The 11,444-nt window shown below is 67.4% G+C and carries 11 protein-coding genes; 6 read left to right on the top strand and 5 right to left on the bottom strand.

Going from position 1 to position 11,444, the window contains the following annotated elements:
* Nucleotides 1-103: 103 nt before the first annotated feature.
* Nucleotides 104-1,684: a gamma-glutamyltransferase family protein gene (locus tag GH815_RS11705; RefSeq protein WP_153748957.1), complete on the bottom strand. Its 1,581-nt coding sequence runs from the start codon at nucleotides 1,682-1,684 to the stop codon at nucleotides 104-106.
* A 449-nt stretch (nucleotides 1,685-2,133) separates the two neighbouring features.
* Here GH815_RS11705 and GH815_RS11700 point away from each other — a divergent pair, with 449 nt between their 5' ends.
* The gene (locus GH815_RS11700; protein WP_153748956.1) at nucleotides 2,134-2,571 is read left to right on the top strand and encodes a c-type cytochrome; all 438 of its coding nucleotides are present in this window, start codon (nucleotides 2,134-2,136) and stop codon (nucleotides 2,569-2,571) included.
* A gap of 70 nt (nucleotides 2,572-2,641) precedes the next feature.
* Here GH815_RS11700 and bchO read toward each other — a convergent pair whose 3' ends face one another.
* Genes bchO through GH815_RS11680 form a run of 4 tightly spaced genes read right to left on the bottom strand, consistent with a single transcriptional unit; the run spans nucleotide 2,642 to nucleotide 7,027 of the window.
* Complete coding sequence (gene bchO, locus GH815_RS11695) at nucleotides 2,642-3,505, bottom strand: alpha/beta fold hydrolase BchO (RefSeq protein WP_153748955.1); 864 nt, start codon at nucleotides 3,503-3,505, stop codon at nucleotides 2,642-2,644.
* Nucleotides 3,506-3,514: 9 nt separating this feature from the next.
* Complete coding sequence (locus GH815_RS11690) at nucleotides 3,515-5,221, bottom strand: magnesium chelatase subunit D (protein WP_170290338.1); 1,707 nt, start codon at nucleotides 5,219-5,221, stop codon at nucleotides 3,515-3,517.
* Nucleotides 5,208-6,221: a magnesium chelatase ATPase subunit I gene (gene bchI, locus GH815_RS11685; RefSeq protein ID WP_153748953.1), complete on the bottom strand. Its 1,014-nt coding sequence runs from the start codon at nucleotides 6,219-6,221 to the stop codon at nucleotides 5,208-5,210. The genes GH815_RS11690 and bchI overlap by 14 nt, the downstream gene beginning before the upstream one ends.
* Nucleotides 6,218-7,027: a spheroidene monooxygenase gene (locus GH815_RS11680; protein WP_153748952.1), complete on the bottom strand. Its 810-nt coding sequence runs from the start codon at nucleotides 7,025-7,027 to the stop codon at nucleotides 6,218-6,220. Before GH815_RS11680 ends, bchI begins: the two co-directional genes overlap by 4 nt.
* Before the next feature lie 129 nt (nucleotides 7,028-7,156).
* Between GH815_RS11680 and GH815_RS11675 the strand changes: the two genes are divergently transcribed.
* Genes GH815_RS11675 through GH815_RS11655 form a run of 5 tightly spaced genes read left to right on the top strand, consistent with a single transcriptional unit; the run spans nucleotide 7,157 to nucleotide 11,435 of the window.
* On the top strand, nucleotides 7,157-8,722 hold the full coding sequence (locus tag GH815_RS11675) for a phytoene desaturase (RefSeq protein ID WP_153748951.1): 1,566 nt from the start codon (nucleotides 7,157-7,159) through the stop codon (nucleotides 8,720-8,722).
* A gap of 1 nt (nucleotide 8,723) precedes the next feature.
* Nucleotides 8,724-9,779 (top strand): 15-cis-phytoene synthase, encoded by a 1,056-nt coding sequence (gene crtB, locus GH815_RS11670; RefSeq protein WP_153748950.1) that lies wholly within the window; start codon nucleotides 8,724-8,726, stop codon nucleotides 9,777-9,779.
* A gap of 5 nt (nucleotides 9,780-9,784) precedes the next feature.
* On the top strand, nucleotides 9,785-10,270 hold the full coding sequence (tspO, locus tag GH815_RS11665) for a tryptophan-rich sensory protein TspO (protein ID WP_153748949.1): 486 nt from the start codon (nucleotides 9,785-9,787) through the stop codon (nucleotides 10,268-10,270).
* 22 nt (nucleotides 10,271-10,292) lie between these two features.
* Nucleotides 10,293-10,745 (top strand): GAF domain-containing protein, encoded by a 453-nt coding sequence (locus GH815_RS11660; RefSeq protein ID WP_153748948.1) that lies wholly within the window; start codon nucleotides 10,293-10,295, stop codon nucleotides 10,743-10,745.
* 42 nt (nucleotides 10,746-10,787) lie between these two features.
* Nucleotides 10,788-11,435, top strand: coding sequence for a pseudouridine synthase (locus GH815_RS11655; protein ID WP_153748947.1), 648 nt, complete (start codon nucleotides 10,788-10,790; stop codon nucleotides 11,433-11,435).
* Nucleotides 11,436-11,444 lie beyond the last annotated feature (9 nt).

Raw genomic sequence — 11,444 nt, 5'->3', positions numbered from 1 at the left:
CGCGTCGGTCAGCCAGAAAAGGTTGCTCATCTCCACCCCCGTCAGTTCGGGAGCTTGAATCACGCAGGCCGGACAGCCTCAAGTATATCAATGGGTCCTGACCCTAGTAGCCCAGCGCGCAGCCGTCCTTGCGCGGGTCAGAGGCGCCTTGCAGCACGCCTGTCGCGTCGTCGATCAGGATTGCCTGGGCGCCGCCGATCGGCACATCGGGGATCACGACCTCGTGCCCCAGTGCGGCCAGATCCGCCCGCACCGCGTCGCAATAGCCGCGCTCGACCTGCATCTGGCCTGCATCGGTGAAACTGCGCGGCGCGTCGATGGCCTGTTGCGGGTGCATGCCGTAATCGACCACATTGGTCAGGAACCGCGCATGCCCGTTTGCCTGATAGGCCCCGCCCATCACGCCGAAGGGCATCATCAGCTTGCCGTTCTTCCGCAGCATCGCGGGGATGATCGTGTGCATCGGCCGCTTGCCGCCCGCGGCCTCGTTCGGGTGTCCTTCGGCCAGCGTGAAGCCCGCGCCGCGGTTCTGGAAGTTGATGCCGAACCGGGCCGAGGCCAGCCCCGAGCCGAAGGCATGGAACACCGAATAGATCAGCGAGACCGCCATCCGGTCGCGGTCGACCGCGGTCAGGTAGATCGTGTCCTTGTGGACCGATTCGGCCAGCGCCGCGGGGCTTTGCATCGCCCGGCCGGGGTCGATCAGCGCGGCCAGACGCGCGGCCGTGTCGGGCGCCAGCATGTGATCCAGCCGGGTCATGTGCGCGGGATCGGCGATGAAGCGGTTGCGCGCGTCATAGGCCAGTTTCGCCGCCTCGGCCTCGATATGGGCGCGTTCGGCGCCCAGCGGGTCCATCGCGGCCAGGTCGAAATGCGACAGGATGTTCGCCATCAGGATCGCGGTCGCGCCCTGCCCGTTCGGCGGATGCTCGACCAGTTCGACGCCCTTGTAGGTGCCGCTGACCGGCTCGACCCAGTCGCAGGCGGTGGCGGCGAAATCGTCCAGCGTGTGGGTTCCGCCCAGCGCGCGCAGCGAGGCCACCATGTCCTCGGCCACCTCGCCCTCGTAATAGCCCGCGCGGCCATGTTCGGCGATGCGGCGCAGCACTTCGGCCTGCATCGGCGCGCGAAAGACCTGGCCGGGGCGCGGCGCAGCGCCGTCGATCAGGTAGAAGCGGCGCGCATCGCCCTGAAGGTTGCTTTCGGTGCAGCCCCAGTCCCAGGCCGTGCGCGGGCCGACGGGAACGCCCGCCTCGGCATAGTGGATCGCGGGGGCAAGGCTGGCGGCCAGCCCGGCGCGACCCCAATCCGCGGACAGACGGCAGAAGGCGTCGATGGCGCCCGGCACGGTGACCGCATCGGCGGTGTTGGTGGGCATCGCGGCCAGCCCGCGGTCGCGCAGCGTCGCCGCGTCCAGCGCCGCAGGCGCCCGGCCCGAGCCGTTCAGCGCAAGGATCCGATCCTCGCCCGCCGGTTTCAGCAGCACGAAACAATCGCCGCCGATCCCGGTCATGTGCGGTTCGCAGAGGCCCAGCAGCACGGCCGCGGCGATGGCGGCATCCACGGCGTTGCCGCCCGATTCCAGCATCTGCACCGCCACCCGCGCCGCCAGCGGGTGCGACGTGGCGCAGATCCCGTTCGTGGCAAAGACGGCCGACCGGCCCGGAAGCTGGAAATCGCGCATGCTTTCCTCCCTCGCGTTTGCGGGACGTTAGGACGGGCTTGGGGCGAAGCCAATGCGATTTTCCGGGCGGACGCGATGCCCGAGTCGGCGCTGCGCCATTGCGCCGGATGTTCGCGCCCACCCGTCGCTTGGCGCGCGCGACTCGGGGCGCAGAACACGGGCGCCCGGCGGGCGAAGGTGGCTTTCAGGTCGGTCTGGTCGATCCGGTGCCGGGGTGCGACAACCTGCCGCATAAAGGGCAAATCGGCAGGCCGGAGCGCGGGTGAAGGCGCTTCAACCACTTAGAACGGGTCTAAGCGCGCTCCGGGCGCCCTGATGCCGTCACCGCACCTGTCGCGATGCGAAACGAATTGTTCCGGGCCGCGCCATCCGCTGACAGGTATTTGCTTTGACCTTGAAAAAACCGCACTCCATGGTATGCAGCGACCATCCGAGTCAGGGAGAGACTAATGAAGAACCAGTTCGCTCTTGTCGCGGCCGCTGCCCTGTTCGCGGGCCCGGTGATCGCCCAGGAAGCTTCGGGCGATGCCGCCGCCGGCGAGACGGCGTTCCGCCAGTGCATCACCTGCCACGTCGTCGTGAACGACGAAGGCGAGACGTTGGCCGGACGTAACGCCAAGGTGGGCCCGAACCTCTACAAGGTGCCCGGACGCCATGCGGGCGCAGTCGAGGACTTCAAGTATTCCCCGTCGATGACGGCTGCGGGAGAGAAGGGCCTTGTCTGGACCGAAGAGCAATTCGTGAAGTACGCGATGGATCCGACTGGCTACCTGCGTGAATATCTGGGCGACACCGGCGCGCGCGGCGCGATGACCCACAAGGTCCGCAAGGAAGACGAGGCGATCGACATCTACGCCTACCTTGTCAGCATGGGCGTGCACGAGTAATCCGCGATTTCGCGCAGTGACATAGGGGCCGCCGGATCAACCCGGCGGCTCTTGTCTTTGGGCGGCAGGCTTACAGATGCGCGGCCAGGAACGACGCGATCCGCGCCGTCACATCCTCGGGCGCTTCCTCATGGGCAAGGTGGCCCAGCCCCGGCAACCGGACGATTTCAGCCAGCGGCAGACGCGCCGCGGCCCGGACCGAAGTCGAGGGCGGCACCGCCCGGTCGGTCTCGCCCACGATCAGCAGGGTGGGCACCGCGATGTTCGGCAGGTCATGCCAAAGCCCGTCCAGCGTCCATTGCGCGACCATGGCCAGCGTCGCATCGGTATGGTTGCGGTCGGCCACAAGCCGACGGTAAAGCGCCAGCCCTTCGGGTGAGATATGGCTGCCGATCCCGGCAATCATGTATTCGACACCCGTGGCATTCCCCAGCCAGCGCGAGATTTCCGAGGCCGAGAACGGATTGATCGCCATCATCCGCGCCATCATCGGAAACAGCCACCCGGCCATGCCCTTGAAATTTTCCAGCGCGGCATTGATCCCGACAATGGCCTTCGGCGGGCGTTTCAGATCGCGCACCAGCCGCAGCGCCAGCGCCGCGCCTGCGGAATGGCCCACGATCGCGTCGGGTAACAGCCCCTCGCCATCCAGCAGCGCCGCGATGTCCTGGCTCATCGCATCGAGCCCGCAGCGCTGCCGCGCGCCCATCCGGGTAAAGCCCTGACCGGGCAGGTCCAGTGCGACGACGTGATAGCCCTGGGCCAGAATCGGGAAGACGTCGCGCCAGCTATGGGTGGCGCCACCCGTACCATGCAGCAGCAGAACCACAGGGCCAGTCCCCGCCTCCTGGATATGCCAGTAATGCGGGCGATGGCGGACGAACCGGGAATGGTCCCGGTTCGGCCAGTCGCTTCCGTCCCGGCTCCAGTCCATCAGGCACCTCTAGGCGTCGAGGGCGGCCGACACGGCAGAGGACAGCCGGTTCGCATCGGCCCTTGGCAACGGAATGTAGGGGGCGCCCAGCGTGTCGGCCAGCGCCTTGAGCGCGCGTTCGGGCCGCTGGCCCATGTCGATCACCATCGAGGGGAAGCCCTGCAACCGGATCGCGGTGGCCATGCGGTCGGCATCCTCGGCCGCCAGCGTGCGGTTGGCCGAACCGTCCAGCGCGATATTCGCCCGTCCGTCGGTCAAGAGCGCGACGGTCGGCGTCATGCCCCGCCCCTTGGACTGGATCGCGACCTCAAGCGCCACCTTGAGCCCTGCGGCCAGCGGCGTGCCGCCCCCGCCGGGCAGCGCAGCCAGCCGCCGCTTGGTCTGCACCAGCGACCGCGTGGGCGGCAGCAGCAGTTCCGCCCCCTCGCCGCGAAACGCCACCAGCGCAACATGGTCGCGCCGCGCATAGGCTTCGGCCAGCAACAGTTCCACCGCGCCCTTGGCCTCGGCCAGCCGGGTCATCGCGGCCGAGCCCGAGGCATCGACGACGAAGATCAGCAGCCGGTCGGATTTCTCCTCGAACCGCTTGATGCGGAAATCGTCCGAGCGGATGTGCAAGGACCGCTCGAACCGGCTTTCCTGCTTGCGGATGGTCTGCCACGGCGCGGCGGCGCGCAGGGTCGAGATCACGTCAAGCCGCGCGCCGGTTTCCAGCCGCCCGCGTCGCGACGGAATCGGCCGGCCGCGCCGGTTGCCCTTGCGCTTGGCGCCCGCGCCGGAATTGCCGCCGCCGCCGCGATTGGCCCGTTTCGCCGCCAGCATCGCCAGCAAATCGGCAGGCAGCGTCGCCTTGGCGGCCTCCAGCAGGATGTCCTGCAAGGGCAGATCGTCCAGCGACTGGCCCTCGCCCTCGTCCTGCTCGCCCTTTTCGGGTTCCGGCTCGGGCGGGGGCTGGTCGGGCGGTTGTTCGGGGGGCTGGTCCTGTTCCGCCTCGGGGAACTGGGTTGCGCGCGGGGCCAGAACCAGTTCCACCGCCGCTTTCAGGTCGTCCACGCCCACCTCGTCATTACCCGCGATGGCGGCCAGGGCGCGCGCGGTGCGCAGCGTCAGCATCGGCGCGCGCAGGCTGTGAACGCCCAGCCGGACGGCCAGCAGCGTCAGGTCTTCGAGCACCTTGCCCGAGGCGCGGATACCGGGCAGGCGGGCGCGCGCCTCGGCCAGCGCGGGTTCGTCCAGCACGATCCGGTCGGTTTCGCCCCAGGGCAGCGCGTCAAGGTCGACATGCAGCGCCAGCCGGTCGGTCAGCGCCTCGGGCAGCGTTTCGCCGGGCTCGGCGCCCTCGTCCAGCGCGATCAGGCAATGCCCGGTCCCCTGGTCCAGCGCGCCCGCCAGCCGTGCGGCAAGGCCCGGCTGGGTGCGTTCGGCCATCGGCAGGACCAGAACGGCGGGCTGGGCCAGGATGCCCGCCCGTTCCACCAGCTTGCCCGAGGACAGCGTGGCGGTCAGGTCGATGCTGCCGAAAAGCTGATCGTCGCCGATGGACGGATGCAGCCGTTTCAGCGGCAGCGGCAGGGCGCCCAGCGCCTCGGTCACGCGGTCGCGCACGGGGCCGGACCGCGCGCGCAGCCACAGGCCCCCCAGCCCCACCGGATCGACGGCCAGCGCGTTCAGGCCGACCTCGACCCGGGTCCAGACGGAATTGTCAGGCAGGCTCACCCAGCACCTCGTCGACGACACGGGCAACGCGCGTGGTAGAGCCCGCCTCGTCCAGCGGATCGCGCCGCAGCCGGTGGCGTAGCGCCGACGGCGCGACCTTGCGCACATGCTCGCGGTTGACCTTGTCGGCCCCCTCGAAGGCAGCCAGCGCGCGCGCGGCCTTGAGCAGCGTCAACTCGCCCCGCAGCCCGTCCGAGCCCAGCGCAAGGCACAGTTCGGCACAGTCGCGCAGCACGTCGTCCGAGCTTTCCATGGTCTTCAGATGCGCCCGCGCGGCAAGGATCCGGTCGCGCAGTTCGGCATCGGCCGGGCGCCACTTCTCCATGAAGGCATCGAAATCGGTCTCGTAGGTATCGCGCCGCCGGATCACCTCGATCCGGGTATCGACATCCTTGGGCGAGACCACCTCGACCGACAGGCCGAAGCGGTCCAGCAATTGCGGGCGCAACTCGCCCTCTTCGGGGTTGCCGGACCCGACGAGCACGAAGCGCGCCGGGTGCCGGATCGACAGCCCTTCCCTTTCCACCACGTTCTCGCCCGACTGGGCGACATCGAGCAGCAGGTCGACGATGTGATCCTCCAGCAGGTTCACCTCGTCGATATAGAGGTAGCCCCTGTTGGCCCGCGCCAGAAGGCCCGGCTCGAACGCCTTGACGCCCGAGGACAGCGCCTTCTCGATGTCGAGCGCCCCCACCACCCGATCCTCGGTCACGCCCAGCGGCAGGTCCACGACGGGCGTGGGTCGCGTGACGATCGCGGTCGAGGTCAGGTGCGCCCATTCCGGGCACAGATCGCGCGAGGGCGAATTCACCGGACAGCTTTCCACCGCCTGGATCGGCGGCAGAAGCGCTGCCAGCGCGCGGACGGCGGTCGATTTGCCGGTACCGCGGTCGCCGAAGACAAGAACGCCACCGATCCCCGGGTCGATTGCCGTGAGGATCATCGCCTGCTTCATCTCCTCCTGCCCGACGATGGCGGAGAAGGGAAAGGGTTGTCTCATGCAGTCTCTTTCGATTTCTTGGGCGCCTTGGGCTTGCCCGGCGCCGTCTTGTCCGTCGATGCCTCGGCCTTGGGTTCGGCCTTGGTTTCGGGGGCCGGTTTCGGCGCATCCAGCCGCTTCAGCGGGCTCCCGCCTTCCCAACTACCCTCTTCTTCAAGGATGTTGAAGCGGGCATAGAGCTCTTCCTTGAACCAGTTGCCTTCGCGGACATGCTGTATCGCGCGGCCGTGCGGGCAATCGCCATGGGCAAAGGTGGTCATCTCGCGCTTGTCGTTCCACAGCGAGAAGGTCACCTGCTGCACCCAAGGCACCTCGGCCATGCCGATATGGAAGGCGCAGTTGGGATGTTCGGCCACCAGCGTCTGGATCTGCGGCACCTCGGCCCAGAATTTCAGCGCGATGGGCAGCTTGACGGTGGCGCGCGTCAGCACCGCCATCTTGCCGCTTGCGTCGGGCTTTTCGGTCACCCGCAGCGGCTCGACCCCCGACCACAGCCCCTTGGCCGAGATCGGCGTCAGGTAGATCGTGTAGGTCTCGCAGGAATGGCTGCGCAGCATGCGATGGGTGATGCTTTCCTTCAGCCCCTTCTTGGCGGTCGCCATGTCCGGCCAGACGCACAGGATCGCGTTGACATCGACATTGGGCTTGGGGTTGAAGCCCGCATCCGACCCGGTGCCGAGCATCTTGAAAAATTCCAGACCCGGCACATCCTTCAGCGCGAACCGGCCGCGTGCCATCTGGCTGAGGGCCTCGAGGCGCGATGCCCAGTTGTCGTAACGGAAGAAGCTGATGGTGACGACTTGCATTGGCGATTCTCCTTCGCAGCTGTCGTTCGTCTATGGCAATTCGAGGTGCGACCGAAAGGGACATGACGCACCCGGCGCGCATCCGGTAGAAGCATTGTAAACTAAACTAGACAGGTTTAACCTAGCGACATGATGACACGAGTTGATCCCGCCCTGGCGGAGCAAGCGGTTCGGGCCGGCGGCCCGCATGCGGTGGTGATCGGCGCCGGGCTGGGCGGCCTGGCGGCCGCGATGCGGCTTGGTGCCAAGGGCTATCGCGTCACGGTGATCGACAAGCTGGATGTGCCCGGCGGGCGCGGTTCGGCGATCTGGCAGGATGGCCACCGCTTTGATCTGGGCCCCACCATCGTCACCGTGCCCTGGGTGTTCCGCGAGCTTTGGGCGGCCTGCGGGCGCGATTTCGACAAGGACGTGAAGCTGGTCCCGATGGACCCGTTCTACGAGATTGTCTTCCCCGATGGCGAACGCTTCCGCGCCTGTCAGGACACCGAGAAGATGCGTGCCGAGGTGGCCCGCCTGTCGCCCTCGGACCTTGCGGGATATGATCTTTTCCTGAAGGACAGCGAAAAACGCTACTGGTTCGGCTTCGAGAATCTTGGCCGCCGCCCGATGCATGAATGGGGCGAACTGGCCAAGGTGCTGCACATCTTCGGGGTGCTGCGCGCCGACCGCTCGGTCTATGCCCATGCCGCCAGCCGGGTAAAGGACGAACGCCTGCGCATGGCGCTGTCCTTCCATCCGCTGTTCATCGGCGGCGATCCGTTCAACGTCACCTCGATGTATATCCTGGTCAGCTATCTCGAAAAGGAATTCGGGGTTCACTACGCAATGGGCGGCGTCGCCGCGATCGCCAAGGCCATGGCCGGTGTGGTCGAGGGGCAGGGCGGGTTGTTGCGGATGGGCACCGAGGTTGACGAGATCCTCGTCGAACGGCAGCCCCATGCGCACAAGGTCACCGGCGTCCGGCTGGCCTCGGGCGAGGTGGTCAAGGCCGATGTCGTGGTCTCGAACGCCGATTCGGGGTTCACCTACAACACGCTGCTGCGCAATCACCGCCGCTGGCGCTGGACCGACGAATCGCTGGCGAAGAAACGCTGGTCGATGGGCCTGTTCGTCTGGTATTTCGGCACCAGGGGGACGCGCGGCATGTGGAAGGATGTGGGCCATCACACGGTTCTGAACGGCCCGCGCTACAAGGGCATCGTCAAGGACATCTTCTTCCATCAGGAAAAGCTGTGCGACGACATGAGCCTTTACATCCACCGGCCCAGCGTCACCGACCCCAGCGCCGCGCCGGAAGGCGACGATACCTTCTATGCGCTGTCGCCGGTGCCGAACCTGCACAGCGATACCCCCATCGACTGGCAGGCGAATGGCGAACGCTACCGCCAGGCGGTGCAGGATTTCATGGAAGAAAAGCTGATGCCCGGGCTGGGCAAGCATGTCTCGACCAGCCTGTTCTTCACGCCGGAAACCTTCCGCGACCGCTATCTGTCGCCCTATGGCGCGGGTTTCTCGCTGGAGCCGCGCATCTTCCAGAGCGCGAATTTCCGGCCGCACAACATCTCGGAAGAGGTGCAGGGACTTTACATGGTCGGCGCAGGCACCCATCCCGGCGCGGGCCTGCCCTCTGTCGTCACCTCGGCCGAGGTCGTGGCGAAACTGGTGCCCGACGCGCCCAGCCTGGCGGTCTGAGATGATCGCGCCCGCGGATCTTGCGCATTGCGAAGCCTCGATCCGGACGGGCTCGTATTCCTTTCATGCCGCCTCCCGGCTCCTGCCCGACCGCGTGCGCAACCCTGCGCTCGCGCTTTACGCCTTTTGCCGGATGACCGACGATTCGGTGGACCTGACCCATGACAAGGCCGCCGCGGTTCTGGTTCTGGGCGAACGGCTGGACCTGATCTATCGCGGCACGCCGCGCGATGCGCCCGCCGACCGCGCCTTTGCCGCCGTGGTCGAGGAATTCCAGATGCCCCGCACCCTGCCCGAGGCGCTGCTGGAGGGCATGGCCTGGGATGCGATCGGCAAGCGCTATGCCACGCTGTCGGGCGTCTATGCCTATTCCGCGCGGGTGGCTGCCGCGGTGGGCGTGATGATGGCGGTGCTGATGCGGGTGCGCTGCCCGCATGCGCTGGCGCGCGCCTGCGATCTGGGCGTCGCGATGCAATTGTCGAACATCTCGCGCGATGTCGGCGAGGATGCGCGCGAGGGGCGGTTCTACCTGCCGACCGACTGGATGGACCAGGCAGGCATCGACATCGAGGCCTTCCTTGCCGATCCGCAACCCACCAAGCCGATCCGGCGCATGGTCCGCCACCTGCTGTCCGACGCGACCCGGCTTTATTTCCGGTCCGAACCGGGCGTGGGCGAACTGCCCTTCGATTGCCGCCCCGGCATCTATGCCGCGCGCCACATCTATTGCGGCATCGGGCGCGAGATCGCCCGGGCGGATTACGACAGCATCACCCGCCGCGCCTTTACCACCAAGGGGCAAAAGATCGGCTGGCTGATCCTGTCCACGATGCAGACGCTGGCCGCCTCGGCCATGCCGCGCTCGGCGGTTCTGTACGGCAAACCCCTGCCCGAATGCGCCTATCTGGTCGAGGCCGCGGCCGAACGCCTGCCCGCCGGCAACCCCTGGGGCGAAGGCCGCGCGGGCGAGCTGATCGCGGTGCTGGCCCAGCTCAAGGCGCGCGAAGCAGCAAGGCACCGTGCCGCATTGGCCGAGGACCGCAAGCGCGCTATCTAGGCTCCATGATGATCGACTGGCCGCTCCTCGCCGTGTTCCTCGTCACCGCCTTCGCGGCGGGTTCGACAGGCGCGTTCTTCTCACCCGGCAGCTGGTACGCGAAGCTGTCCAAGCCTAGCTGGACGCCGCCCAACTGGTTGTTCCCGCTGGCCTGGTTCGTGCTCTACATCTCGATGGCCTTCGCCGCGATGCGGGTGGCGGTTTCGGGCCATCCGGAAATGGCGATCGCGCTGGCGATCTGGGGGCTTCAGATCGTGTTCAACACGCTCTGGTCGCCGATCTTCTTCGGCCTGCACCGCCTGTTCCCCGCCCTGATCGTGCTGTTCGGCATGTGGGCCTCGGTGCTGGCGATGGTGGTGGCGTTCTGGCGGGTCGATCTGTTCGCCGGGCTTCTGGTCGCGCCCTATCTGGTCTGGACCAGCGTCGCCTTCGCGCTGAACTTCTCGATCTGGCGGCGGAACCCGGATGCCGCGCAACTGGCCGGATCCTGACGGCGCAGGGCAGGCATCGCGAATGCGCATCGACTATGCCGACATGGCCAAAGGGCTTGCCGCGCTGACCGAGGGCGAAACCGATACCGTCGCCCTGATGGCCACCATGGCCTGCGAATTGCACCATTCCGACGACCGATTCGACTGGACGGGCTTTTACCGCCATGTCGGGAACGAGATGCTGAAGATCGGCCCCTATCAGGGCGGCCATGGCTGCCTGACGATCCCCTTCTCGCGCGGGGTCTGCGGCGCGGCGGCGCGCACGGGCCAGGTGCAACTGGTGCCCGATGTGCATGCCTTCCCGGGCCATATCGCCTGTTCATCCACCACGCAGTCGGAAATCGTGCTGCCCGTCCGGAATGCGCGCGGCGATCTTATCGGCGTGCTCGACATCGACAGCGACCAGCCCGCCGCATTCGACGAGGACGACGCCAGGGGTCTGGCCGCGCTCCTTTCCCAGACCTTCGCGCGCTGAGCGCGGTTGCACAGCGGTCCCGAACCCGCTACCGCCCGGCAGATGACCGAACCCTACGCGCCCCCCGACACCCCGCTCGAGGTGATCCACCTCGATCACGCGCTGCTTGTCGTGAACAAGCCGCATGGCCTGCTGTCGGTGCCGGGCAAGGGCGCGCATCTGGCCGATTGCCTGATCGCGCGGGTCCAGGCAGCCTTTCCCGAGGCGCTTCTGGTGCATCGGCTGGACCGCGACACCTCGGGCGTGATGATCTTTGCCCTGACCCCCCAGGCCCAGCGCCATCTCGGCCTGCAATTCGAAAGGCGCCAGACGAAAAAGACCTATGTCGCAAGGCTCTGGGGCCGGCTCGACCCCAGGACCGGCACGGTCGACCTGCCGCTGATCGTCGACTGGCCGAACCGCCCTCTGCAAATGGTCGACCACGAAAACGGCAAGCAGGCGATCACCGACTGGCGCGTGCTGCGCCACGAGGGCGAGACGACCCGCGTGCGCCTGTTTCCCAGAACCGGGCGCAGCCACCAGCTTCGCGTCCACATGCGCGAGATCGGCCACCCGATCCTCGGCGATCCCTTCTATGCCGACGGCCCCGCGCGCGCGGCGCCAAGGATGATGCTGCATGCCGAGGAACTGCGCCTGCGCCATCCCGAGGGCGGACAGGGCATGGCCTTCCGCGCCGAGTGCCCGTTCTGACCGGACCGG

It is taken from the genome of Rhodovulum strictum, from assembly GCF_009649175.1.
GTDB classification, from domain to species: Bacteria; Pseudomonadota; Alphaproteobacteria; order Rhodobacterales; family Rhodobacteraceae; genus Rhodovulum; species Rhodovulum strictum.
Note: the sequence above shows the minus strand (reverse complement) of the source record. Positions and strands in the feature narration are given on the sequence as shown.

Bases quoted from the DNA above. Each gene is read 5' to 3' on its own strand.
- tspO (WP_153748949.1), top strand. From the start codon at position 9,785: ATGATGATCGACTGGCCGCTCCTCGCCGTGTTCCTCGTCACCGCCTTC.
- GH815_RS11660 (WP_153748948.1), top strand. From the start codon at position 10,293: ATGCGCATCGACTATGCCGACATGGCCAAAGGGCTTGCCGCGCTGACC.
- crtB (WP_153748950.1), top strand. From the start codon at position 8,724: ATGATCGCGCCCGCGGATCTTGCGCATTGCGAAGCCTCGATCCGGACG.
- GH815_RS11680 (WP_153748952.1), bottom strand. From the start codon at position 7,027: ATGCAAGTCGTCACCATCAGCTTCTTCCGTTACGACAACTGGGCATCG.
- GH815_RS11675 (WP_153748951.1), top strand. From the start codon at position 7,157: ATGATGACACGAGTTGATCCCGCCCTGGCGGAGCAAGCGGTTCGGGCC.
- bchI (WP_153748953.1), bottom strand. From the start codon at position 6,221: ATGAGACAACCCTTTCCCTTCTCCGCCATCGTCGGGCAGGAGGAGATG.
- GH815_RS11705 (WP_153748957.1), bottom strand. From the start codon at position 1,684: ATGCGCGATTTCCAGCTTCCGGGCCGGTCGGCCGTCTTTGCCACGAAC.
- GH815_RS11655 (WP_153748947.1), top strand. From the start codon at position 10,788: ATGACCGAACCCTACGCGCCCCCCGACACCCCGCTCGAGGTGATCCAC.
- GH815_RS11700 (WP_153748956.1), top strand. From the start codon at position 2,134: ATGAAGAACCAGTTCGCTCTTGTCGCGGCCGCTGCCCTGTTCGCGGGC.
- bchO (WP_153748955.1), bottom strand. From the start codon at position 3,505: ATGGACTGGAGCCGGGACGGAAGCGACTGGCCGAACCGGGACCATTCC.